This window comes from Serratia sp. MF1(2023) (assembly GCF_030954545.1).
In the GTDB taxonomy this organism is placed as follows: Bacteria; Pseudomonadota; Gammaproteobacteria; order Enterobacterales; family Enterobacteriaceae; genus Serratia; species Serratia sarumanii.
This window is the reverse complement of the sequence record NZ_JAVHUX010000001.1, coordinates 1-25,017: the sequence shown is the minus strand read 5'-3', so window position 1 is coordinate 25,017 and position 25,017 is coordinate 1. Positions and strand designations below refer to the sequence as shown.

Annotated in this window: 20 protein-coding genes, 2 tRNA genes and 2 rRNA genes; 6 read left to right on the top strand and 18 right to left on the bottom strand. The window is 59.6% G+C overall.

Annotation, left to right across the window (positions count from 1 at the left end; genetic code table 11):
* Positions 1-13: 13 nt before the first annotated feature.
* On the bottom strand, positions 14-2,053 hold the full coding sequence (locus tag REA38_RS00120; RefSeq protein ID WP_164141690.1) for an AsmA family protein: 2,040 nt from the start codon (positions 2,051-2,053) through the stop codon (positions 14-16).
* A 90-nt stretch (positions 2,054-2,143) separates the two neighbouring features.
* Entirely contained in the window at positions 2,144-2,935 is a 792-nt protein-coding gene (gene pdeH, locus REA38_RS00115) for a cyclic-guanylate-specific phosphodiesterase (protein ID WP_308884483.1), read from the bottom strand.
* A 240-nt stretch (positions 2,936-3,175) separates the two neighbouring features.
* Here pdeH and REA38_RS00110 point away from each other — a divergent pair, with 240 nt between their 5' ends.
* The 3 genes from REA38_RS00110 to REA38_RS00100 all read left to right on the top strand — a co-directional run bounded on the left by REA38_RS00110 (position 3,176) and on the right by REA38_RS00100 (position 5,046).
* Positions 3,176-4,108 carry a sugar kinase gene (locus REA38_RS00110; protein ID WP_308884482.1) on the top strand — a complete coding sequence of 311 codons (933 nt, stop codon included), beginning with the start codon at positions 3,176-3,178 and terminating at the stop codon, positions 4,106-4,108.
* A 66-nt stretch (positions 4,109-4,174) separates the two neighbouring features.
* Complete coding sequence (locus REA38_RS00105; protein ID WP_033649970.1) at positions 4,175-4,354, top strand: hypothetical protein; 180 nt, start codon at positions 4,175-4,177, stop codon at positions 4,352-4,354.
* Positions 4,351-5,046: a LuxR family transcriptional regulator gene (locus tag REA38_RS00100; protein ID WP_047570087.1), complete on the top strand. Its 696-nt coding sequence runs from the start codon at positions 4,351-4,353 to the stop codon at positions 5,044-5,046. The genes REA38_RS00105 and REA38_RS00100 overlap by 4 nt, the downstream gene beginning before the upstream one ends.
* 53 nt (positions 5,047-5,099) lie before the next feature.
* Here REA38_RS00100 and ilvC read toward each other — a convergent pair whose 3' ends face one another.
* Entirely contained in the window at positions 5,100-6,575 is a 1,476-nt protein-coding gene (gene ilvC / locus REA38_RS00095; RefSeq protein WP_004929973.1) for a ketol-acid reductoisomerase, read from the bottom strand.
* 168 nt (positions 6,576-6,743) lie between these two features.
* On the opposite strand from ilvC, the gene ilvY reads away from it, so the two are divergent.
* Complete coding sequence (ilvY, locus tag REA38_RS00090; protein ID WP_033636409.1) at positions 6,744-7,634, top strand: HTH-type transcriptional activator IlvY; 891 nt, start codon at positions 6,744-6,746, stop codon at positions 7,632-7,634.
* An 8-nt stretch (positions 7,635-7,642) separates the two neighbouring features.
* Here ilvY and REA38_RS00085 read toward each other — a convergent pair whose 3' ends face one another.
* The 10 genes from REA38_RS00085 to REA38_RS00040 form a co-directional block, all read right to left on the bottom strand.
* A complete protein-coding gene (locus REA38_RS00085) occupies positions 7,643-8,344 on the bottom strand; it encodes a DUF2461 domain-containing protein (RefSeq protein ID WP_060425248.1) in 702 nt (233 codons plus the stop codon).
* Between the two features lie 21 nt (positions 8,345-8,365).
* Entirely contained in the window at positions 8,366-8,944 is a 579-nt protein-coding gene (locus REA38_RS00080) for a hypothetical protein (protein WP_047570079.1), read from the bottom strand.
* On the bottom strand, positions 8,944-9,939 hold the full coding sequence (locus REA38_RS00075) for a hypothetical protein (RefSeq protein ID WP_033654501.1): 996 nt from the start codon (positions 9,937-9,939) through the stop codon (positions 8,944-8,946). Before REA38_RS00075 ends, REA38_RS00080 begins: the two co-directional genes overlap by 1 nt.
* Before the next feature lie 112 nt (positions 9,940-10,051).
* On the bottom strand, positions 10,052-11,596 hold the full coding sequence (gene ilvA, locus REA38_RS00070; RefSeq protein ID WP_015379394.1) for a threonine ammonia-lyase, biosynthetic: 1,545 nt from the start codon (positions 11,594-11,596) through the stop codon (positions 10,052-10,054).
* Between the two features lie 5 nt (positions 11,597-11,601).
* Entirely contained in the window at positions 11,602-13,452 is a 1,851-nt protein-coding gene (gene ilvD, locus REA38_RS00065; RefSeq protein ID WP_033649965.1) for a dihydroxy-acid dehydratase, read from the bottom strand.
* A 77-nt stretch (positions 13,453-13,529) separates the two neighbouring features.
* Positions 13,530-14,456: a branched-chain amino acid transaminase gene (locus REA38_RS00060; RefSeq protein WP_033636413.1), complete on the bottom strand. Its 927-nt coding sequence runs from the start codon at positions 14,454-14,456 to the stop codon at positions 13,530-13,532.
* A 23-nt stretch (positions 14,457-14,479) separates the two neighbouring features.
* Positions 14,480-14,737, bottom strand: coding sequence for an acetolactate synthase 2 small subunit (ilvM, locus tag REA38_RS00055; protein ID WP_004929955.1), 258 nt, complete (start codon positions 14,735-14,737; stop codon positions 14,480-14,482).
* Positions 14,734-16,380, bottom strand: a complete 1,647-nt coding sequence (ilvG, locus tag REA38_RS00050) for an acetolactate synthase 2 catalytic subunit (RefSeq protein WP_164134906.1) — start codon at positions 16,378-16,380, stop codon at positions 14,734-14,736. Before ilvG ends, ilvM begins: the two co-directional genes overlap by 4 nt.
* 142 nt (positions 16,381-16,522) lie before the next feature.
* Entirely contained in the window at positions 16,523-16,621 is a 99-nt protein-coding gene (ilvL, locus tag REA38_RS00045) for an ilv operon leader peptide (protein WP_013814970.1), read from the bottom strand.
* A gap of 133 nt (positions 16,622-16,754) precedes the next feature.
* Positions 16,755-17,987 (bottom strand): MFS transporter, encoded by a 1,233-nt coding sequence (locus tag REA38_RS00040; protein ID WP_033654504.1) that lies wholly within the window; start codon positions 17,985-17,987, stop codon positions 16,755-16,757.
* A gap of 341 nt (positions 17,988-18,328) precedes the next feature.
* Between REA38_RS00040 and REA38_RS00035 the strand changes: the two genes are divergently transcribed.
* Positions 18,329-19,852, top strand: a complete 1,524-nt coding sequence (locus REA38_RS00035; protein ID WP_308884476.1) for a YifB family Mg chelatase-like AAA ATPase — start codon at positions 18,329-18,331, stop codon at positions 19,850-19,852.
* Between the two features lie 27 nt (positions 19,853-19,879).
* Here the strand turns inward: REA38_RS00035 and REA38_RS00030 are convergent, their stop codons facing one another.
* Positions 19,880-20,218 (bottom strand): DUF413 domain-containing protein, encoded by a 339-nt coding sequence (locus REA38_RS00030; protein WP_004929946.1) that lies wholly within the window; start codon positions 20,216-20,218, stop codon positions 19,880-19,882.
* Between the two features lie 119 nt (positions 20,219-20,337).
* On the opposite strand from REA38_RS00030, the gene hdfR reads away from it, so the two are divergent.
* A complete protein-coding gene (hdfR, locus tag REA38_RS00025; protein WP_033636417.1) occupies positions 20,338-21,165 on the top strand; it encodes an HTH-type transcriptional regulator HdfR in 828 nt (275 codons plus the stop codon).
* A gap of 261 nt (positions 21,166-21,426) precedes the next feature.
* Here the strand turns inward: hdfR and REA38_RS00020 are convergent.
* The 4 genes from REA38_RS00020 to REA38_RS00005 form a co-directional block, all read right to left on the bottom strand.
* A tRNA-Trp gene (locus REA38_RS00020) sits at positions 21,427-21,502 on the bottom strand.
* A gap of 51 nt (positions 21,503-21,553) precedes the next feature.
* A tRNA-Asp gene (locus REA38_RS00015) sits at positions 21,554-21,630 on the bottom strand.
* Between the two features lie 94 nt (positions 21,631-21,724).
* Positions 21,725-21,840 (bottom strand): 5S ribosomal RNA (gene rrf, locus REA38_RS00010).
* Positions 21,841-22,015: 175 nt separating this feature from the next.
* Positions 22,016-24,923: ribosomal RNA gene (locus REA38_RS00005) — 23S ribosomal RNA — on the bottom strand.
* Positions 24,924-25,017 lie beyond the last annotated feature (94 nt).

The window sequence follows — 25,017 nt, the reverse complement described above, 5'->3', positions numbered from 1 at the left end:
GCCGCACGCCTGACTATTTTTTGCCTTTCATCTCCCGCAGGATCTGCCCGCACTGGTTCTCCTCGCCGCCTTCACTGGGTGAAACCAACGCCAGCAGCGCCGCCGCCGGCGTCAGCACCGCGCCCAACGCCACCGCCGCCGCGCCGCGGGCGATCAGCGGCCCGGCTTTGACGCCGGCGTCGGGGTGCTTGAAGGTGCCTTTCACGTACAGCGGCGAGCGCAGGGTCAGCACGCGCATCCCCTTGCTTTCCGGATCGATGGACAAATCCAGCCGTTCGGTGGCGAGGTTAGTGTTGCCGGTGATGTTGATCACCGCGTTCTCGGTGTCGAACACGAACAGCCGCGGCGCGGCGACGCCGTTGCGGATGCCGACGTCCGCCGCCGCGCAGTTGATGCCCACCACATCGTCACCGAACAGCTGCGCCACCAGATAGTTGCCGACGTTCAGACCGAGGATCTCCATCAGGCTGCGGCTGATCACCCCGTTATTGATCAACAGGCGCAGGTCGCCGTTGCTGGTCGCCAGCAGCTCGGCTACCGAATTGCCGCTGCCCGTCAGCCTGGCGTCGCCGTTCATCTGCCCGAGGCTGCGCTTCATCGCCGCCACGTTCGGCAACAGCTGTTTGAGCTGGAGTTTGCGCGCGTGCATATCCACCTGGCCGCGCATCGGCTTTTTGCCGCCGTCGAGGCGCACCACGGCGTTCAGGCTGCCGCCCGCCATGCCGAAGCGCAGCGGATCCAGGCGCAGTTCGCCATTGTTCAGCTTCAGATGCGTGGCCAGATCGCTCAGCGGCAAATCGCTGCCGCGTTCAATGCGTGCGGCGGCAAACTTCACGTCCGCATCCATCTTGCGCCAGCTTTGCGTATCGAACTGTTCGACCGGCAGCACTTTATCCGCCGGCTGGCGGCTCTTCTCGCCGCGCCCGGCTTTGGCGGCGTTGGAGTCCGCGCCGATCAGCGGCGCCAGATCCGCCAACCTCAGTTGCCGGGAGCTCACCGCGCCGCTCAGCGTCGGCCGCGGCTTACCGGCAACGTATTTCAAATCGCCGTGAATGTCGCTGTCACCGATTTTGCCGTCGAATTTCTGATATTCGAACACGGCGCCGCCCGGCTGATGCAGGCGGGCAATCAGATGGCCATCGGTCGCATACGGCGGCGTGTTCGGCAGCAGCACGCCGGTCAGGCCATAGAGATTACCCAGGCTTTCGCCGGAAAATTTCAGTTGCACGTCCAGCCCGCCGAGGTTCAGCGGATCGGTCAAGGTGCCCGCCACCGCCACCCGGGTACTGCCGGAGCGCACGTCGGCCTGCAGCGGGAACGGCAGATCGGCGCTCTGCAGCGACAGCATGCCGCCAATCTTGCCGCTGCCGCTCAGCGGCTCGCCGTTGTATTTGCCCTTGACCTGCCAACCGAAGACGTAGTCAGGAGTGGCGGCCTTGCCGCTGCTCTGTTTGCCGGTCACTTCACTGAACGGCAGCGGTTTGCCGAGCGGATCGATGACGGCGCGGAAGTCCGCCTTCAGCGTGGCGTCTTTAAAGGCGATCTGCCCCTTGTCGAACACGATGTCGTGAACGGTGAACGACCAGTCGGAAGGCGGTTGCTGCGGATCCTGGCCAGCGGCCAGGTCAAACGTCCAGTTGTTGTCGCCGTTGGCCAGGCGTTGCAACGACGCATTCGGCTGCTTGAGCCAAATGCGCGGGATCAGCAGTTCTTTCTTCAGCAACGCCAGCGGTGCGATGCTGGCGTCGACGCGCTGCAGCGTCACCATGCTGTCGCCGGGCATGTTTTTCGGGTTACCCAGCCACACGTCTTCGGCGTGAATATGCGGCCAGGGCACCCAGGCGCGCCAGCCGCCCTCATCCCGGTTACGCGACCAGTCGACGCCCAGATCGCCGCGGATGGCGAACGGCCGCCGCAGTTCGGCCGACACTTTGTCGTTGATGGTGGGCTTGAGTCGATTCCAGTCGAAGGTAGCGATGAAGATCGCCAGCGCGGCGACCGCCAGCAGCACAATGCCGCCCAGCCAGCTGAAAACCTTTCCTGTTCTTGTCATAGGGCTCCCTCAGCACATAAACCGGGCTGCCGAATGAAAGGAAAAGGAATGAGCAGCCCCGTTTAAGATTAGCTGAGGATAGGCCGGAGTTCACGCCGGCGCGCCGGGCGCGGCGAACAGCGTCGGTACGCTGTGTAAAGTTTCAAAGCATGCCGGGCGGGAAAGATAGTAACCCTGCGCGGCCAACGCGCCGGAACGCTGTACCAGCCGCCACTCCTGCTCGGTTTCCACGCCTTCGACGATCACCCCGTCGCTGTGCTGGTTCATCATCTTGATCAGGGTGCCGAGCAGCTGCACGCCCTCTTCAGACTGTTTAAGCAAGGTGAACAATTCGCGCGCTACCTTGATGTATTGATAGCGCCAGGCGCCGACGGCGGAGAAGTTGGCCAGCCCGCTGCCGAAATCGTCCAGCCACAGTCGTTCGCCGCCGACCATCTGGTGCAACGGGCGGTTTGACGCCGTTTCGGCATGCTCCACCAGTTCGAAGCGCAGATAGGGCATCTCGGCGATCTGCCGCTGCAGCTCGCTATGGCGCTGCAACGCTTGCAGCGCCATGCCGTCGATATTGACCGACACCATCACCGCGTGGCGAATGAACAATGCCTGCCAGCGCTGCAACAGCGCCAGCTGTTCCTGGATCACCCGCAAACGCTGGGCGACGCCGAGCGAGGAAAAATACTGTTCCGGGGATTGCCGTTTGTTCGGTTCATTCGGGTGATATACCGCCGTCAGCAGTTCCACCGCCAGCAGCGCGCCGCTGGTGCGATAAATCGGCTGGAAGGTATACAAGCGCCGGCATTGCCGCCAGTAGCGCCGCGATTTGGCGCAGGCATAGAGGGCAAAACAGGGCGCCAGCAGACCCGAGATCAGGTTGGTTATCATCGGTACTATCGCCGTGGCGGGGAAGTGAGAGCACTGCCGCTGTTTCTTTACCCAGCATATCGGCCGCGTCGCGTAAAACTTTAAGCACGAATTGCCGCACGGTTTCATCTTCACCCTGTTTTGGCATAGGCCGATCGCGATCATAAAAAATTAAAACACTGTTTTAATTTATTGACTACCCCACCGCCTTGCGTGGAGACTGGCGGTTGTTGCTTCTTCTTTAGCCAGGGCTTATTGACGATGACTATCCGAAATCTCGCCGTGATCGGCGAATGCATGATCGAACTGTCGCAGCAGGGCGCACAGCTGACGCGCGGCTTTGGCGGCGATACCCTCAACACCGCCGTCTACCTCGCCCGCCAAATGCCGGAACAGACGCTGCAGGTGCATTACGTCACCGCGCTCGGCACCGACAGCTTCAGCGACGAGATGCTGCAGGCCTGGCGGCAGGAGAAGATCGAGACCGGGCTGATTCAGCGGTTGGAAAACAAACTGCCGGGTCTGTACGTGATCGAAACCGACGCCGCCGGCGAACGCACCTTCTACTACTGGCGCAACGACGCCGCCGCCCGGTATTGGCTGGCGGGCCCCCAGGCCGACGCACTGTGCGCCCGGCTGGCGCAGTTCGATTACCTGTATCTCAGCGGCATTAGCCTGGCGATCCTCGCGCCTGCCGACCGCACGAAGCTGCTGGCGCTGTTGCGCCGCTGCCGCGCCAACGGCGGCCAGGTTATCTTCGACAATAACTATCGCCCGCGCCTGTGGCACAGCCGTGAGGAAACGCAGCAGGCCTACCGTGAGGTGCTGGCCTGCACCGACATCGCCTTCCTGACGCTGGATGACGAAGAGTCGCTGTGGGGAGCGCAGCCGGTTGAACAGGTGGTGGCGCGCACGCAGGCGCTCGGCGTCGGCGAGATCGTTATCAAACGCGGCGCGGATGCCTGTCTGGTGTTCAGCGTGGAGGGAGAGCGGCTTGAGGTGCCGGCCATCGCGCTGCCGCCGGAGCGCGTGGTGGATACCACCGCGGCGGGCGACTCTTTCAGCGCCGGTTACCTGGCGGTACGCCTGAACGGCGGCAGCGCCCAACAGGCGGCGCAGCGCGGCCACCTGCTCGCCGCAACGGTGATCCAACACCGCGGCGCCATCATTCCCGCAGCGGCGATGCCCGCATAGCCAATAAGGCGGCGGCGAGGTAGCCTCGCCGCCCGCACAATAGATCCCAGAAGCATTGATGAGAGGATGATTGAAAGAATTTCCCTGGCGTTGGCTTATTTCCGCCCAGAGCTGCTAAGCTCGGGTCTTGGCATTGCTGCCTTTTTGAATTTATTAGCCGAGTATAAATTTCAATCCGCCGCACTGACTAGCTGGACTTTGGTGCAGGTCGGGCTGAGCCGCGAACGACAGGGAGGTTACCAATGACCGTCACATTCGCCAACGCCGTCGCCGCAAGACTGCATCTTGACGGCCGACTGCACGCCTTCAGCCAATTCAAATACGCTTATTTGACCTTCAACAAACACCTTCCCGATCGCCATCTGCTGGTCTCGAGCTACCCGCAAGAATGGCTGGACATCTACAGCGCCAATCGCTATCAGCGCATCGATCCCGTCGTGCGCGCCGCCCATAGTCGCTGCGCGCCCTTTATGTGGCACGACACCCCCGTCACCACCGAGGATCGGCATTACCGGAAGATCTTCAGCCAGGCGCGGGAGTACGACATCGTGCACGGCTGCAGCTTTGTTTTGCACGATCACGACAACAACCTGGCGATCTTGTCGATCAGCGCCACAGCAACCGATGACGCCGAACTGCGGCAGCTGATGGAAGACGAGAGGGCCAGCTTGCAGATGGTATTGGTCGATACCCACCAGCACGCTCTGGCCTTGGCCAGCGCCGAGGCGAGCCGGACAGACCGGCTCTCGCCGCGCGAAGGGGAAATCCTCTACTGGGCCAGCCAGGGCAAAACCTACCATGAGATCGCGCTGATCCTGGGGATAAAAACCGGCACGGTGAAGTTTCACATCGGCAATGCGGTGCGTAAGCTGGGGGTCGCCAACGCCAAACACGCGATCCGGCGCTGCCTCGAACGGCAATTGATCACGCCACCGTAGGCATAAAAAAGCCGGCATCGCTGCCGGCTCTGTGTGCTTTGCCTTGCGGGAAATCAGCCCGCAACGGCGATGCGTTTCATGTCGGTCATGTAGCCACGCAGTTTGCGGCCGACGGTTTCGATAGGGTGGCTGCGCACCGCTTCGTTCACGTCACGCAGCTGCGCGTTGTCCACCGCCGTACCCGCCACGGCTTTGCCCAAATCGCCCGCCTGCAGGGTGGTCATGAAGTCCTTCAGCAACGGCACCGCCGCGTTGGCGAACAGGTAGTTGCCGTACTCTGCGGTATCGGAGATAACCACGTTCATTTCATACAGACGCTTACGCGCAATGGTGTTGGCGATCAGCGGCAGCTCGTGCAGCGATTCGTAGTAAGCCGACTCTTCGATGATGCCGGCATCGACCATGGTTTCGAACGCCAGCTCAACGCCCGCTTTCACCATCGCCACCATCAGCACGCCGTGATCGAAGTACTCTTGCTCGCTGATTTTGCCTTCAAACTGCGGCGCATTCTCGAACGCGGTTTTGCCGGTCTCTTCGCGCCAGGTCAGCAATTTCACATCGTCTTCCGCCCAGTCGGCCATCATGCCGCTCGAGAAAGCGCCGGAGATGATGTCGTCCATGTGCTTCTGGAACAGCGGCGCCATGATGGTTTTCAGCTGTTCGGACAGCGCATAGGCGCGCAGCTTGGCCGGGTTGGACAGGCGATCCATCATCAGGGTGATGCCGCCCTGCTTCAGCGCTTCAGTGATGGTTTCCCAGCCGAACTGAATCAGTTTCTCGGCGTAAGCCGGATCGGCGCCCTCTGCAACCAGCTTGTCGAAGCACAGCAGCGAACCCGCCTGCAGCATGCCGCACAGAATGGTCTGCTCGCCCATCAGGTCGGATTTCACTTCGGCGACGAAGGAGGACTCCAGCACGCCGGCGCGGTGGCCACCGGTCGCCGCCGCCCAGGCCTTGGCGATCGCCATGCCTTCGCCTTTCGGATCGTTTTCCGGGTGAACCGCAATCAGGGTCGGCACGCCGAAGCCGCGCTTGTACTCTTCGCGCACTTCGGTGCCCGGGCACTTCGGCGCGACCATCACCACGGTGATGTCTTTACGCACCTGCTCACCCACTTCAACGATGTTGAAGCCGTGGGAATAACCCAGCGCCGCGCCGTCTTTCATCAGCGGCTGCACCGCGCGCACCACGGAAGAGTGCTGCTTGTCAGGCGTCAGGTTGACCACCAGATCCGCCTGCGGGATCAGGTCTTCGTAGGTGCCGACCTTGAAGCCGTTTTCGGTCGCCTTGCGCCAGGAAGCGCGCTTCTCGTCGATCGCTTCTTTGCGCAGGGCATAGGCGACGTCCAGGCCGGAATCGCGCATGTTCAGCCCCTGGTTCAGACCCTGGGCGCCACAGCCGACAATCACCACTTTTTTACCTTTCAGGTAGCCGGCTTCGTCAGCAAATTCGTCGCGCGCCATAAAGCGGCATTTACCCAATTGCGCCAACTGCTGACGCAGGTTCAATGTGTTGAAATAGTTAGCCATGGTGGTACTCCGGTTTGATGTTGTCTTGCATTGTTATTTTCATTCCCCGCCCTGTCTGTGCGGAGATTCGTTAAACTCAATGTATAACAGGAAATGCGTTGCTTAAATTGATATATTAAGAACGTGACATTGCAATTTATGCAACACACTCACTGCGAGCGTATCGATATGGATTTACGTGATTTAAAGCTGTTCCTGCATCTGGCCGAAAGCCATCACTTCGGGCGCACCGCCAAGGCGATGCACGTCAGCCCGTCGACGCTCTCCCGCCAGATCCAGCGGCTGGAAGAGATCCTCGGGCAGCCGCTGTTCCTGCGCGATAACCGCACCGTGCAGCTGACCGACGCCGGCGAACAGCTGAAAGAATTCGCCCAGCAAACGCTGCTGCAATATCAGCAGCTGAAGCACTCACTCGGCCAGCACGGCCCTTCGCTCAGCGGCGAACTGCGGTTGTTCTGCTCGGTGACCGCGGCGTACAGCCACCTGCCGCCGATCCTCGATCGCTTCCGCGCGCAGCACCCGCTGGTGGAGATTAAGCTGACCACCGGCGACGCCGCCGACGCGGTCGACAAGGTGCAATCCAACGAGGCCGATCTCGGCATCGCCGGCCGGCCGGAAACGCTGCCCGCCAGCGTGGCGTTCACCAAAATCGGCGAAATCCCGCTGGTGCTGATCGCGCCGGCGCTGCCCTGCGCGGTGCGCAGCCAGGCGTTCGCCGACAGGCCCGACTGGGCCGAGATCCCGTTCATCCTGCCGGAGCACGGCCCTTCGCGAAAACGCATCGAGCTGTGGTTCCGCCGCCACCGCATCAGCAATCCGCTGATTTACGCCACCGTCGGCGGCCACGAAGCCATCGTGTCGATGGTCGCTTTGGGCTGCGGCATCGCACTGATCCCGAGCGTGGTGGTGGACAACAGCCCGGAGCCGGTACGCAACCGCATCTCGCAGTTGGATAACATCTCGATGGTCGAACCGTTCGAGCTGGGGGTCTGCGTCCAGAAAAAGCGCCTCAGCGATCCGCTGATCGACGCCTTTTGGCGCTTGCTGCATCCCCGCTGACGCGGGGTTTACAGATCCGCCGGATCGATCTGCTTCATCGTCTCTACCTGCATCAGCCAGTGGTAGAGCGGCTCAAGCTGCAAAAATGCCCCGGCCAGCAGCGGCACCAGATCGGCACTGAACAGCTTTTCCACTTCGCTGTCGGTCACCATCACCGCAAACGACTTGCGGTTGTACCAGGTGGCGATCTCCGCCGCCTGTTCCTTCACCAGCGGGCGCTTGTAGCTTTCGCCCACCAGCTCGAACGGCGGCCGGCAGCAGGCGGCCACCTCAAGGAAAGGCTGCGGCCGCTGCCTCAGCGTATGGCGGAACAGATCCATGGTCGGCTTGTTGGCGCTGTAGTAGCCGAGCCCATAGCGCAGCATGTCCGGCCCCAGTTCGAAAAAGTAGACCGGCGCGTCTTTCCAGTCTTTGCTCGGGCGCTTGAACGTCAGCCACATGCGGCTGCGGTAGCGCGATTTGTCATGTGAAAAGCGCGTATCGCGATGAATGCGCGACAGCGTTTTGCCGATCGCCGGGCGAGTCTCGAACAGCGGATCGATCGCCAGCATGCCGGGAGCCAGCTGCTCCACCAGCGCGCGAAACGGCGCCAGCAGCTCGCGATCGTAGATGTCGCGGTTGCCGTCGAACCACGCCTTATCGTTCTCGATCCGCACCTGCTGCAGGAAATTCAGACCCTGCTGGCTAAAGCCGGAGAAGGGTTGCGTCATAAGTTTTTCCGTTCTGACGGTTTATCGGGTGTTGCGCAGATCTTCCCTCTGCCAACGGCGTTTGATCAACACGCGCCGACGCGTGCGAAAATAAGCGACATAGAGAGAGAACGCCGCCCGGTTGCTGAATAGCGCACCGCCAACCACGCCCCCCAGCAGCATGGCGACAGTGGCGATGCCGGTCATCCCCGCCGCCCACGCCGCCGCGGCGCCAAGGCAAAACAGGCCGAGCATGCCAAGGTAATATTGCAACAATACCACCCCGCTGTTTTTACCCTGCACCAGTTGGAACAGGATCAACGTCATCCACACCGCCACGATCGCGCCGCTGCCCATGAGAACGGCAGCGGAAGTCTTGCCGCTCCAGGCGGCCGCCACGTCCGTGGCCAGGCCCATCACGCCCGCCAGCCCCAGCGTCAGGCAAACCATCAGCAACATGACATTGCCGACGCCCGGCGGCGACAGCCGCTGGCCCGGCGTCAGGAAATGCTGCTCGAGCTGCGCATCCACACCGGCGAAAAGCGCGCCATCGCGCGCCGCGATTTGGCGTTCCATCTCCCGGCCCTGCGCGATCAGGCGTTTAATCATCCAGTCCGCCATTACCTCACCATCTGCGGCAATTTCTGCATAATGCCCACAAAATACTGCCCGGTGGTTTTCACATTCACCGGCGCAGACAGGGTGCCGCTGATGCCGCTGCCCACGAACGTCAATGAGTTATTGAGCGCCGAATGCAATTGCTGGCGCAGCCCGTTTTGGATCGCTTCCGTCGGGTAGCGCTTCGGGTATAAGCCGTTCTTCACCATCTCTTTCAAGACGTTATTGGAAATTCCCGGATTTTCCGCCCGAATGATGTTTTCGGTCAGCCGCTTCCTTTCGCTACGGGGCATGCTTTTCAGCCATTCCGTCGCCTTGCGCGCCGAAATGCGGCGCATGGCGCGGTAGGTCATCGTCGCTTCCTTCAGGGCAGCCCCGGCACTGGCCAGCGAGATCACATCGAGCACGGTACTGGTAGCGATATACCACTGTTCTGAGTCGAGCTGAGCCAGTTCATCGCCTTTCCCGTCATAAAGCTTGTTGACGCGGTACAGCCCATTGCCGCACTGCAACGCGCTGGCAGCCATGCCGGCATAACCCAGATAAGCCACCGCCGAGCTGGTGCCGCCGGTAAACGGCACGGCGACGCTGCCCGACGCCAGTAAAAATACCGATACCAGCAGCGTTCCGCACGACAGCGCGGCCGAGGCCAACTCTTTGCTGACGCTGGGTTTGCTCAACGCTTCCGACAGCGTATTGGTCGCGGCAACGCGTGAAGTATGAGCCACCGTTTTGCTGATGACCACGTGGGTAACCTGCGAAGCGTTTGAGTAACCGGTGTGCTGCGTCGGGCGGACTAAAAATGAGTTCTGCCCGTCGGAAAAAATAATGCCCACGCCATGAAAGGCGAGGCTGCAGTCCAGCGAGTCCTGCAAGGCTTGCAGATTAATATCGCGATAGAATTCTTGTACGCCGGTATTGCCCAACAGGCGGGCAAACTCGGCGTTGGTCAAATCGTCTTCGGGGGAACCGAACGGCGTAGAAAAAGCGGTTTTCATTGTCGTGCATCCCTATACGTCAGAAGTCTTGGCAGTATAAAAATGCACGACAAAATCACAACCATGCAACCCATAAACTGACTAACGCGTCACGGTTGCTTATCAATCCGACTCACCCCTGCAAAAAGAAGCGGAACGCCGGGTTGTCGGTTTCGTCGTGGCAATCGTAGCCCAGCGCCTGCAGGTGACGCTCGAATTCCGGCTCGCTTTGCGCCAGCTCGAAGGCCGCCAGCACCCGGCCGAAGTCGGTGCCGTGGCTGCGATAGTGGAACAGCGAAATGTTCCAGTGCGTGCCCAGCGTCTGCAAGAACTTCAGCAGCGCGCCCGGCGACTCCGGAAACTCAAAGCTGTACAGCCGTTCGCGCAGCGGCTTCGACGGACGCCCGCCCACCATGTAGCGCACGTGCAGCTTGGCCATCTCGTCGTCCGACAGATCCACCACTTGATAACCGTCGGCGTTGAGTTCGTCGATGATCTCCCGCCGTTCTGCGTGGCCGCGCGTCAGACGCACGCCGACGAAAATGCAGGCGTTATCGGCATCGGCGTAGCGGTAGTTGAATTCGGTCACCGAGCGGCCGCCCAGCAGTTGGCAAAACTTGAGGAAGCTGCCCTGCTGTTCCGGAATGGTTACCGCCAACAGCGCTTCGCGTTGTTCGCCCAGTTCGCAACGTTCGGAAACGTAGCGCAGCCCGTGGAAGTTGAGGTTGGCGCCGGACAGCACGTGCGCCAGACGCTCGCCCTGAATGTTGTGCTGCTGCACGTACTTTTTCAGCCCCGCCAGCGCCAGCGCGCCGGAAGGTTCGGCAATGGCGCGCACGTCCTCGAACAGATCTTTGACCGCCGCGCAGATGGCGTCGCTGTCCACGGTGATCACGTCGTCCAGATACTCACGGCATAGGCGGAAGGTTTCGTCTCCGATGCGCTTCACCGCCACGCCTTCAGCGAACAGCCCGACGCGCGCCAGATCCACCGGATGGCCGGCATCCAGCGCCGCGCGCAGGCAGGCGGAGTCTTCCGCTTCGACGCCGATCACTTTGATCTGCGGCATCAGCTGCTTGATCAGCACCGCCACCCCGGCGGCCAGGCCGCCGCCGCCGACCGGCACGAAGACCCGATCCAGATGCGCGTCTTGCTGCAGCAGCTCCATCGCCAGCGTGCCCTGCCCGGCGATCACCGTCGGATGATCGAACGGCGGCACGAAGGTCATGCCCTGCTGTTGGGAAAGCTCGATCGCCTTCGCCTTGGCCTCGTCGAAATTGGCACCGTGCAGCAACACTTCGCCGCCAAAGCCGCGCACCGCATCCACCTTGATGTCCGCGGTGGATACCGGCATCACGATCAGCGTTTTGATCCCCAGCCGTTTACCGGAGAAGGCGACGCCCTGCGCGTGGTTGCCGGCCGAAGCCGTTACGACGCCGCGCGCCTTCTGCTCTTCGTCCAGCCCGGCGATCATCGCATAGGCCCCGCGCAGCTTGAAGCTGTGCACCGGCTGGCGATCTTCGCGCTTCACCAAAATGGTGTTGCCGAGGCGCGAAGAGATTTTGCTCATGGCCTGCAACGGGGTGACCTGCGCCACCTCGTAGACCGGCGAGCGCAGTACCGCTCGCAGATATTCCGCGCCACAGGGGGCGCTGGGTAGGGGTTGAGAGACCGCCATACTGCTTATCCCCCCAGTTTGCTCTTGTCGCGCACCGCGCCTTTGTCGGCGCTGGTGGCCAACGAGGCGTAAGCGCGCAGCGCGAAGGACACCTGACGTTCACGGTTTTTCGGCGTCCAGGCCGCGTCGCCGCGCGCCAGTTCCGCCTCATGCCGCGCCGCCAGCTCCTGCTCGCTGACATCCAGCTGGATGCCGCGATGCGGAATGTCGATCGCGATCATGTCGCCGTCCTGCACCAGGGCGATCAGGCCGCCGTTGGCCGCCTCCGGCGAGGCGTGGCCGATGGACAGCCCGGAGGTGCCGCCGGAGAAACGTCCGTCGGTGATCAGCGCACACGCCTTGCCCAGCCCCATCGATTTCAGATACGTGGTTGGGTAAAGCATTTCCTGCATGCCCGGCCCGCCTTTCGGCCCTTCGTAACGGATAACGACCACGTCGCCCGCCACCACTTTGCCGCCGAGGATAGCTTCTACCGCATCATCCTGGCTTTCATACACTTTGGCAGGGCCGCGGAAGGTGAGGATTTCCTTGTCTACGCCGGCGGTTTTGACGATACAGCCATTTTCCGCCAGGTTGCCGTACAGCACCGCCAGCCCGCCGTCCTGACTGTAGGCGTGCTCACGGGTGCGGATGCAGCCCTCCTTGCGGTCGGTGTCCAGCGAATCCCAGCGGCAGTCCTGAGAGAATGCCTGCGTGGTGCGGATACCGGCCGGCCCGGCGGAGTACATTTTCTTGACGCTTTCGTCGCGGGTCAGCATCACGTCGTAGGCTTCCAGCGTCTGCGGCAGGGTCAGCCCCAGCACATTGTTCACCTCGCGGTTCAGCAAGCCGGCGCGATCCAGCTCGCCGAGGATGCCGATTACGCCGCCGGCGCGGTGCACGTCTTCCATGTGGTATTTCTGCGTGCTCGGCGCCACCTTGCACAGATGCGGCACTTTGCGCGACAGGCGATCGATGTCTTCCATGGTGAAGTCCACCTCGCCTTCCTGCGCCGAAGCCAGCAGGTGCAGCACGGTGTTGGTCGAGCCGCCCATGGCGATGTCCAGCGTCATGGCGTTCTCAAACGCCGCCTTGTTGGCGATATTGCGCGGCAGCGCGCTCTCGTCGTCCTGCTCGTAATAGCGTTTGGTCAGCTCGACGATGCGCTTGCCGGCGTTGAGGAACAGCGCTTTGCGATCGGCGTGAGTGGCCAGCAGCGAGCCGTTGCCCGGCTGCGACAGGCCCAGCGCTTCGGTCAGGCAGTTCATCGAGTTGGCGGTAAACATGCCGGAGCAGGAACCGCAGGTCGGGCAGGCGGAACGCTCGATCTGCTCGCTGTCGGCGTCGCTGACGTTCGGGTTCGCGCCCTGGATCATCGCGTCCACCAGATCCAGCTTGATGATCTGATTGGAGAGTTTGGTCTTGCCGGCTTCCATCGGGCCGCCGGAGACGAAGATCACCGGAATGTTCAGGCGCAACGCCGCCATCAGCATTCCCGGGGTGATCTTGTCGCAGTTGGAGATGCACACCATCGCGTCGGCGCAGTGGGCGTTCACCATGTATTCGACCGAGTCGGCGATCAGCTCGCGCGACGGCAGGGAATAGAGCATGCCGCCGTGGCCCATGGCGATGCCGTCATCCACCGCGATGGTGTTGAACTCTTTGGCCACGCCGCCGGAGGCTTCGATCTGTTCGGCGACCAGTTTGCCCAGATCGCGCAGATGCACGTGGCCCGGCACGAACTGGGTAAAGGAGTTGACCACGGCGATGATCGGCTTGCCGAAATCGGCGTCGGTCATCCCGGTCGCGCGCCACAATGCGCGGGCACCCGCCATATTGCGGCCGTGGGTGGTGGTGGCGGAACGGTACTTAGGCATGCTCTTTTCACTCCAAATGTATTTATGACAGGCGGCGAACGAACCGCCTGGATATTCTTATCTTGTCTGTCTTGTCGTTACGGATTGACCGGATCCAGCCAGCCGTATTTGTCTTCTGTCTTGCCGCTGAACAGGCCGAAGAACGCCTGTTGGATCTGTTTGGTCACCGGGCCGCATTTGCCGATGCCGACCTGAATGCCGTCCACGCTGCGCACCGGCGTGATTTCCGCCGCGGTGCCGGACATGAACACTTCGTCGGCCAGGTACAGCGATTCGCGCGACAGCACCTGCTCACGCACTTCGAAGCCCATGTCTTTCGCCAGCTTGATGATCGCGTCGCGGGTGATGCCCGGCAGCGCCGAAGAGGTGAACGGCGGGGTGTAAATCACGCCGTCTTTCACTTCAAACAGGTTCTCGCCCGCCCCTTCGGAAATGTAGCCGTGCACGTCGAGCGCAATGCCTTCCTGATAGCCGTGGCGACGCGCTTCGCTGCCCACCAGCAGAGAGGAAAGATAGTTGCCGCCGGCCTTGGCCGCGGTGGGGATGGTGTTTGGTGCGACGCGGTGCCAGGAGGAGACCATCGCGTCGATGCCTTGATCCAGCGCTTCTTCACCCAGATAAGCGCCCCAAGGAAACGCCGCGATAATCACGTCCGTTTTGTAACCGGCCGGCGGGTTGACGCCCATGCCGACATCGCCGACGAACACCAGCGGGCGGATGTACGCGCTGACCAGGTTGTTCTTGCGCAACGTGGCGCGGCAGGCTTCCATCAGTTCGTCAACGCTTTGCGAAACCGGCATGCGGTAGATTTTCGCCGAATCGTGCAGGCGCTGCATATGCTCGCGATGACGGAACACTACCGGCCCCAAGTGCGAGTCGTAGCAGCGCACCCCCTCAAATACCGACGTGCCGTAATGCAGCGCGTGCGACATCACGTGCACTTTGGCCTCGGCCCAGGGAACCATCTCACCATTGAACCAAATGTAATCGGCTTTCTTTGTCATTGTTATTTATCCTTCTCGGCGCCTCAGGCGCGTATTTGTTGTGATGTTGGCTGCTGGATCTCGACGCAGGAGACGTCCATCAGTTTGCTTAATTGAGATGACAACAGGGCAACCGGACGCGGGCTGGCAACGGTCAATTCGATATTGATGCTGTCGGCGTTGGCCGGGGAAACCATATTCATAGCACAAACCTGAAAGCCGCGATGACGCACGACCCGCAATACGCGCTCTAACATTTCGGGGCGAAAACGCGCCTGGATCGAGAGTTGATGCTGCATCATGATATTTCCTCCAACATGGTTTCGTTGCCGGCGCCCGGCGGCACCAGCGGCCAGACGTTTTCGAGTTCGTCGATAGAGACCTGCAGCAGATAAGGGCCTGCGGTGTTGAACAGCGCCTCGAGCGCGCCCTCCACCTGATCCTTGCGGCTGATGCGCTGGCCGGGAATGCCGAAGGCGGCGGCCAGCATCAGGAAGTCGGGGTTATCGGACAGGTTGGTTTCACTGTAGCGGCCGTCGAAGAACAACTGCTGCCATTGACGCACCATTCCGAGGCGCTGGTTGTCCAGCAGCACGATCTTCAGCGGCAGCTGTTTGCGCTTGATGGTGCCCAGTTCCTGCACGTTCATCATGAAGGAGCCATCGCCCGAGACGCAGATCACCGTATCTTGCGGGCGCGCGATCTGGGCCCCTACTGCCGCCGGCACGCCGAACCCCATGGTGCCGAGGCCGCTGGAGGTGATGAAATTCTCCGGGCGTTCGAACGTCATGTGCTGCGCGCTCCACATCTGGTGCTGGCCCACGTCGGTGGTCACTACGCTGTTGGCCGGCTTGCGGGCGGACAGCTGGCGCAAGAACAGCGGCGCGTAGATCGGCTGGCCGGGGTGATCGTAGCGGCAGGCGTGGTCGGCTTTCAGCGCCGTCACCTGCTGCTGCCAAGGGGCGATGTTCAGCGGGCGCTGCAACGCCGGCAGCAACGCTTTCAGATCGCCCTGCAGGGCCACATGCGCCTGGCGCAGCTTGCTCATTTCCGCCGGGTCGATATCCATGTGGATCACTTTGGCGTGCGGCGCGAAGGCGTTCAGTTTGCCGGTCACGCGGTCATCGAAACGCGCGCCGACGGCAATCAGCAGATCGCACTCCTGCACCGCCAGGTTGGCAGCCTTGGTGCCGTGCATGCCCAACATGCCGAGGTACAGCGGATCTTGCGCATCCGGCGCGCCCAGCCCCTTCAGGGTGGCGACGTTCGGCATGCGGGTCACGGCGATGAACTCGCGCAACGCCGGCACCGCCTGCGCCATGCCCACGCCGCCGCCGACGTACAGCATCGGTTTGTGCGCCTGCGCCAGCAGCTCGGCCGCCTCCGCCAACGCCGCCGCCGGGAATGCCGGCGCTTCATCGACCGGCATCAGATGCGGGTGCAAGTCGCCCTGCGCCAGCTGGATGTCTTTCGGGATATCGATCAGCACCGGGCCAGGACGGCCGCCGGCGGCGATGGCGAAGGCTTCCGCCATAATGCCCGGCAGCGCGTCCAGCGATTCCACCAGGAAGCTGTGCTTGGTGCAGGCCAGAGACAGGCCGAGAACATCGATCTCCTGAAAGGCATCGGTGCCGATCAGCGCGGAACCCACCTGACCGGTGATGGCGACAACGGGAACGGAATCGAGCAGCGCATCAGCCAGGCCGGTGATCAGGTTGGTGGCGCCGGGGCCGGAAGTGGCGATGCAAACGCCGACTTTGCCGGTGGCGCGGGCGTAGCCGATGGCGGCCATCGCGGCGCCCTGTTCATGGCGGCACAGCAGGTGTTCCACACCGCCGTCGTACAACGCATCGTACACCGGCATGATTGCCCCGCCCGGATAGCCGAATACGGTATCCACACCCTGCGCACGCAACGCTTGAACTACCCACTGAGCGCCATTCATAGTTATTTCCCCGCCTTACTTCGAAAACCGCAGGATTTTGTTCTGTTTTTCATGCTCTGCCCCTTGCTCCACTTTTCTCTTGCCAATAAAAAACCCCCGGACCTGACGGTGCGGGGGTTCTCTTGCGATTCCGGCTTGTTTGCTAAGCCTTTCTTCGTCCAAGTGCAGCCCCGCACGGTGGGATAATAATCACCACCACGCTAATCACGACTAGGCTAATCACTTGGGCAAAGGCTTTCATAATGGGTTTGTTCACTGTGCTCATTCAGAACTAATGCTTACAGAGGTACCATAGTCGCGCGCGGCATGACAACACTTTTTTTGCGTTATTATTCGGCGCAATCTGGTCATACCTCACGCGAATCGCCCGGATTTCACACGTTGGCGCGCACGCCCGGATTTCTCACCGCGTCTGTGATCGCCTTGCCGCGCGTATCCTTGCCGAAGAACACCAACAGGGCGATCGCCAGCGCCACCGTACCGGCGACGATCGCCATCGCCAGGCCGTAATTATGCCCATGATGTTCGGCGATGGTCGCCTGCAGCGTGGCGTTGACCGAAGCGATCAGGTTACCCAACTGGTACACGAACCCCGGCAGCACCGCGCGGGTGTTGGCCGGCACCAGCTCAGTCAGGTAGGTCGGCACCACGCCCCAGGCGCCCTGCACCATGAACTGCATCAGGAAAGCGCCGATCCCCAACATCAGCGAACCGCTGGAAAATGCCCACAGCGGGATCACCGGCAGCGCCAGCAGCGCGGCGATGATGATCGCTTTTTTGCGGCCGATCTTTTCCGACAACGAACCGAAGAAAACACCGCCGATAATTGACGCGATATTGTAGCTAATGGCGATGATACTAACGGTTTTTGGATCGAAACCATGCTGAACTTTCAGAAACACCGGATACAGATCCTGCGTGCCGTGGGAGAAGAAATTGAACGCCGCCATCAGTAGCACCAAATAGCAGCACAGCTTCCAGTGGCTCTTCAACACCGGCAGCAAGGCAGAGCTTTCCTTGCGTTCACGCGCCGCCAGCCACACCGGCGACTCCTGCACGCAATAATAAATAAATGGCAGCAGCAGGATCGGCGCCGCGCCGATAACAAACATGCCGCGCCAGCCGACCGTTTCGAACAGCAGGCCGTACACCACCGCCGCCAGCAGATAACCGAACGGATAGCCGGCCTGGAAAATGCCCGACATCAGGCCGCGCGAGCGGTCCGGTATGGTTTCCATCGCCAACGACGACGCCACGCCCCAGATGCCGCCCATCGCAACGCCGTACAACACCCGCAACAGCAAGAAGACCGTCAGCGAGGGCGCGGCGGCGGAGAGCAGCTCAAACACCGAGAAGAAGACGATATTCAGCATCAGGATCGGCTTGCGGCCATATTTTTCCGCCGCACGCCCGAAGATCAGCGCGCCAATCGGGCGCACCGCCAGCGTGAGCAAAATCGCCAACGTCACCTGTTCCAGACCGACGTGAAAGGATTGCGCGATGTCACTGAGTAAGAATACCAGCACGAAAAAATCGAAAGCGTCGAGCGTCCAGCTTGAAAAGCTGGCGATTGCCGCGTTGCGTTGCAGCGGGGTCCAACCAAACATAGTGTTATCCCTACCGTAGAGTACGAAGTCAGGAGGTTTAGCGGCTGCCGGGCAGAATGCGGCGGCGGTCGGGGTTTGTTAAAGAAGTGATTTTTCTTTTAATCAATTGTTAAATACACCCGTTAACCCTATGGTTGCAATGCGTATGGGCCGCTAATATGTTGCAGCCTTCAGCGAATTGTTAATGGGTATTGCCGCAGGTTGCGAGGCGGCTCGCACAACTTCATTTATTTCGATGAAAATCAGCGATTATTCTGCTAAATGCATCGAAAAACCACCAATAAAGCCGCGCAATGCCCGGATGAATCACGCATCATGTCGCCCTCAGCAAGGAGAGCGATATGTCACTGGCGGTAATCTATAGCCGCGCCATCATCGGCGTTCAGGCCCCTTCCGTGACGGTGGAGGTGCATATCAGCAATGGCCTGCCCGGCTTGACGCTGGTCGGCCTGCCGGAAACCACGGTAAAAGAGGCGCGCGATCGGGTGCGCAGCGCCCTGATCAATAACGGTTTCACCTTTCCCGCCCGGCGCATCACCGTCAATTTGGCGCCCGCCGATCTGCCGAAAGAAGGCGGGCGTTACGATCTGCCGATAGCGCTGGCGATCCTCGCCGCCTCCGAGCAATTGCCCCTCGCACCGTTGGCGCGCTACGAGTTTCTTGGCGAGCTCGCGCTGTCCGGCTCACTGCGCGCGGTCAGGGGCGCGATCCCGGCGGCGCTGGCGGCGGCTGATGCCGGGCGGCAACTGATTCTCTCAACGGACAACGCCGCCGAAGTCGGCCTGATCGCGCAGTCGCACTCCCATACCGCCCGGCACCTGTTGGAAGTCTGCGCCTTTCTGCTCGGCCAGGGCGAACTGCCGGTGGCGGCCACGCCTCCCGCTGCGGACACCGCCTGCGAAAACGCCGACCTGCGCGATATCATCGGCCAGGAGCAGGCCAAGCGGGCACTGGAGATCGCCGCCGCCGGCGGGCATAACCTATTGCTGATTGGGCCGCCGGGCACCGGTAAAACCATGCTGGCCAGCCGCCTCACGGGCCTACTGCCACCGCTCACGGAGCCTGAGGCGCTGGAAAGTCTAGCGGTCGCCAGCTTGCAGCATCACATTCCCGCTGCCCTACCATGGCGCCAGAGGCCGTTTCGCGCACCGCACCACAGCGCCTCGATGGCGGCATTGGTCGGCGGCGGCTCACTGCCGCGACCGGGCGAGATCTCGATGGCGCATAACGGCGTGCTGTTTCTGGATGAACTGCCGGAATTCGAGCGTAAGGTACTGGATGCGCTGCGTGAGCCGTTGGAATCCGGCGAGATCGTGATTTCACGCGCCAACGCCAAGGTCTGTTTCCCCGCCAGAGTGCAGCTGATCGCGGCAATGAACCCCAGCCCGACGGGGCACTATCAGGGGCTGCACAATCGCGCCTCACCGCAGCAGGTGTTGCGCTATCTGGCCCGGCTGTCAGGGCCTTTTCTCGACCGTTTCGATCTGTCTATCGAAGTGCCGCTGTTGCCGCCGGGAACACTCAGTCATCGGAAAACACACGGAGAAAGCAGCGAACAAGTGCGGAAAAGAGTGCTGCTGGCACGCGCCCGGCAACTCGAACGCGCCGGTAAAGTCAACGCGCTGCTGAGCAACCGCGAAGTGGAACGGGATTGCGTTCTGCAGGCGGCAGACGCCGAGTTTTTGGAAGCGACATTAAACGCGCTGGGGTTATCGGTTCGCGCCTGGCAGCGCATCTTGAAAGTGGCGCGCACGCTGGCGGATTTGGCGGGAGATGCTGAGCTCGACAGGCGCCACCTCAGCGAAGCGCTGGGCTATCGCAGCATGGACCGCCTGCTGTTACAACTGCATCGTAGTCTGGAATGAAAATGGGGCCCACAGGCCCCATCGTCTTTAGTCTTCGCTGTCGCTGTAATCTTCTACTGCGTCAGCCTGCGGTTTACCGCCGGACAGAGTATGGAATTTCTTCGGGCGACGTGTGCGCGCCAGATATTTAGCCCATACTTTTTCCTGCTCGGTAGCCGCTTCGCGCTCACCGCGGCACACTGCGACGAACAGTTGTTCTTCTTCAGTGGCCGGCTGGCGTTTGCCCGAGTCCAGCTCGTTAAACGCGTAGCCGAAGCGCTCTAGCAATTGCGCCTCTTTAATGGTGAAATCGCCGTGACGGGAGAACCCGCGAGGGTAATGTTTATTATCAAAAAAACGATTGGTCGTGGTGAAGCTATCCGCCATCTGACACGCTCCTAATTCTCTTATGGCCGTGCTGTTTATGGCGCGGAGTATTAGATAGGCTTGACAGCGTGTAAAACAAAACATTTAAATCTTAACGACAAATTTTTTTGGAGATAGGTGTGGATACCGAATTACTGAAAACCTTTTTGGAGGTCAGTAGAACGCGTCACTTTGGCAGAGCCGCAGAATCTTTGTACTTAACGCAGTCCGCGGTCAGTTTCCGCATCCGTCAGTTAGAAAACCAGCTGGGCGCCAATTTATTTACCCGTCATCGCAATAATATCCGCCTGACGCCTGCCGGCGAGCGCCTTCTGCCCTATGCCGAGAGCCTGATGAACACCTGGCAGCTGGCGAAAAAGGAGGTCGTGCGTTCGCTGCAACACACCGAGTTGTCGATCGGCGCTACCGCTTCGCTGTGGGAAGCCTATCTGACCCCTTGGCTACAGGCGCTCTATCAACAACGCGAAGCGCTGCAGCTAGAAGCCAGGGTGGCATTAAGGCACTCTTTGGTAAAACAACTGCATGAAAGGCAGCTCGATTTACTGATCACCACTGAACCGCCTAAGATGGATGAATTGGCCAGCCAGCAACTGAGCAATTTCTCATTACGCCTGTTCTCATCCGCGCATCGTGACAAACAGGCCCCCATGCCCTACATCAAGCTGGAATGGGGAGCCGACTTCCACCAACAGGAAAGCCGCATGCTGGAAGGTGATAACGTGCCGGTGCTTACTACCACCTCCGCTCACCTGACGCGTCAGCTGTTGGAAACCACGGGCGGATGTGCTTTCCTGCCCAGCCAGTGGGAAAAAGAGTATCCACAGTTGGTGGCCGCCACCGAGATCCCGCCGATTATCCGCCCACTGTATGCCGTCTGGTTGCAAAACAGCGATCAACAGCCTTTGATTCGGCAATTACTTAAAATACCTTTAAATACCGCAGCCTAAAGCGTTATGGCGGCCTTAAACGCCGTCATCGTGGTCATGCCTGTCTATCACACCAAAACGCGCTCATCGCCTTCTGAGAGAAGATAATGCAAAACGAGATAAGAATCAGGAGGCCGGCAGGATAGAGTTCGGAGGAACATGAAGCAACCAGGATCGGGCAAACATCGGCATATAGCGTCAAAAGCGCTCTATTCCAAAGCGGTAAGGAAGAAAAATGATAGGCAAAAAAAAACCCTTTGCTTTCGCAAAGGGTTCTTAATATGGCAGGGGCGGAGAGACTCGAACTCGCGACACCCGGTTTTGGAGACCGGTGCTCTACCAACTGAGCTACGCCCCTAAATCTCGCTTAACATTATGCCTGCTAATAAAGCAGGCATAATTAAATAAGTGGCGGAACGGACGGGGCTCGAACCCGCGACCCCCTGCGTGACAGGCAGGTATTCTAACCAAATGAACTACAGGTCCACCTATTCTTTTTAGTTGCATCTTTGGTTGCCGGCATTATCGCGTTATTCGTTTTGCGCATTTCCCGCCGTCATGCTGTTATCGTTTATTTGATGGCTGGCAGGGTCCTACTCTCGCATGGGGAGACCCCACACTACCATCGGCGCTACGGCGTTTCACTTCTGAGTTCGGCATGGGGTCAGGTGGGACCACCGCGCTATTGCCGCCAGGCAAATTCTGTTTCATTCCAACCGCTTCACTTTCGTGTCGCCATCAGAACCAATCTCGGAACTTCGCTGAAAATTATTCGTATCATCCTGATACTCACCCCTTCGGGGCCAACGCTCCGCGTTGTTCAAAATCGTTCCCGACGATTTTGTCTCTCTAAAAACACCTTCGGTGTTGTAAGGTTAAGCCTCACGGATCATTAGTACTGGTTAGCTCAATGCATCGCTGCACTTACACACCCAGCCTATCAACGTCTTAGTCTTAAACGTTCCTTCAGGGGCCTTAAAGGCCCAGGGAAGACTCATCTTGAGGCAAGTTTCGCGCTTAGATGCTTTCAGCGCTTATCTTTTCCGCACTTAGCTACCGGGCAATGCCATTGGCATGACAACCCGAACACCAGTGGTGCGTTCACTCCGGTCCTCTCGTACTAGGAGCAACCCCTCTCAATCTTCCAACGCCCACGGCAGATAGGGACCGAACTGTCTCACGACGTTCTAAACCCAGCTCGCGTACCACTTTAAATGGCGAACAGCCATACCCTTGGGACCTACTTCAGCCCCAGGATGTGATGAGCCGACATCGAGGTGCCAAACACCGCCGTCGATATGAACTCTTGGGCGGTATCAGCCTGTTATCCCCGGAGTACCTTTTATCCGTTGAGCGATGGCCCTTCCATTCAGAACCACCGGATCACTAAGACCTACTTTCGTACCTGCTCGAGCCGTCACTCTCGCAGTCAAGCTAGCTTATGCCTTTGCACTAACCTCACGATGTCCGACCGTGATTAGCTAACCTTCGTGCTCCTCCGTTACTCTTTGGGAGGAGACCGCCCCAGTCAAACTACCCACCAGACACTGTCCTCACCCCGGATTACGGGGCAGAGTTAGAACATCAAACATTAAAGGGTGGTATTTCAAGGATGGCTCCACGCAGACTGGCGTCCACGCTTCAAAGCCTCCCACCTATCCTACACATCAAGGCTCAATGTTCAGTGTCAAGCTATAGTAAAGGTTCACGGGGTCTTTCCGTCTTGCCGCGGGTACACTGCATCTTCACAGCGAGTTCAATTTCACTGAGTCTCGGGTGGAGACAGCCTGGCCATCATTACGCCATTCGTGCAGGTCGGAACTTACCCGACAAGGAATTTCGCTACCTTAGGACCGTTATAGTTACGGCCGCCGTTTACTGGGGCTTCGATCAAGAGCTTCGCCTTGCGGCTGACCCCATCAATTAACCTTCCAGCACCGGGCAGGCGTCACACCGTATACGTCCACTTTCGTGTTTGCACAGTGCTGTGTTTTTATTAAACAGTTGCAGCCAGCTGGTATCTTCGACTGGCTTCAGCTCCATCCGCAAGGGACTTCACCTACATGCCAGCGTGCCTTCTCCCGAAGTTACGGCACCATTTTGCCTAGTTCCTTCACCCGAGTTCTCTCAAGCGCCTTGGTATTCTCTACCTGACCACCTGTGTCGGTTTGGGGTACGATTTAATGTTACCTGGAGCTTAGAGGATTTTCCTGGAAGCAGGGCATCAACTACTTCTGCACCGTAGTGCATCGTCATCACGCCTCAGGGTTGATATGCAACCGGATTTACCAGGTCACACCCCCTACACGCTTAAACCGGGACAACCGTCGCCCGGCCAGCCTAGCCTTCTCCGTCCCCCCTTCGCAGTAACACCAAGTACAGGAATATTAACCTGTTTCCCATCGACTACGCTTTTCAGCCTCGCCTTAGGGGTCGACTCACCCTGCCCCGATTAACGTTGGACAGGAACCCTTGGTCTTCCGGCGAGCGGGCTTTTCACCCGCTTTATCGTTACTTATGTCAGCATTCGCACTTCTGATACCTCCAGCAACCCTCACAGGCCACCTTCAACGGCTTACAGAACGCTCCCCTACCCAACAACGCCTAAGCGTCGCTGCCGCAGCTTCGGTGCATGGTTTAGCCCCGTTACATCTTCCGCGCAGGCCGACTCGACCAGTGAGCTATTACGCTTTCTTTAAATGATGGCTGCTTCTAAGCCAACATCCTGGCTGTCTGTGCCTTCCCACATCGTTTCCCACTTAACCATGACTTTGGGACCTTAGCTGGCGGTCTGGGTTGTTTCCCTCTTCACGACGGACGTTAGCACCCGCCGTGTGTCTCCCGTGATAACATTCTTCGGTATTCGGAGTTTGCATCGGTTTGGTAAGCCGGGATGGCCCCCTAGCCGAAACAGTGCTCTACCCCCGAAGATGAGTTCACGAGGCGCTACCTAAATAGCTTTCGGGGAGAACCAGCTATCTCCCGGTTTGATTGGCCTTTCACCCCCAGCCACAAGTCATCCGCTAATTTTTCAACATTAGTCGGTTCGGTCCTCCAGTTAGTGTTACCCAACCTTCAACCTGCCCATGGCTAGATCACCGGGTTTCGGGTCTATACCTTGCAACTATTCGCCCAGTTAAGACTCGGTTTCCCTACGGCTCCCCTATACGGTTAACCTTGCTACAAAATATAAGTCGCTGACCCATTATACAAAAGGTACGCAGTCACACCACGAAGGTGCTCCCACTGCTTGTACGTACACGGTTTCAGGTTCTATTTCACTCCCCTCGCCGGGGTTCTTTTCGCCTTTCCCTCACGGTACTGGTTCACTATCGGTCAGTCAGGAGTATTTAGCCTTGGAGGATGGTCCCCCCATATTCAGACAGGATGTCACGTGTCCCGCCCTACTCATCGAACTCACGACCTGTGCATTTTAGTGTACGGGGCTATCACCCTTTGCTGCGCGACTTTCCAGACGCTTCCACTAACACACAAGCCGATTCAGGTTCTGGGCTCCTCCCCGTTCGCTCGCCGCTACTGGGGGAATCTCGGTTGATTTCTTTTCCTCGGGGTACTTAGATGTTTCAGTTCCCCCGGTTCGCCTCATGCCACTATGTATTCATGACATGATAGTGTGTCGAAACACACTGGGTTTCCCCATTCGGGTATCGCCGGTTGTAACGGTTCATATCACCTTACCGACGCTTTTCGCAGATTAGCACGCCCTTCATCGCCTCTGACTGCCTAGGCATCCACCGTGTACGCTTAGTCACTTAACCTCACAACCCGAAGATGTTTCCACCGTTCAAGTTGCAAACATTTGAGAGACTCTATGACAGGTTACTCTTCATTCCGGTACTTCTACGGAGGAAT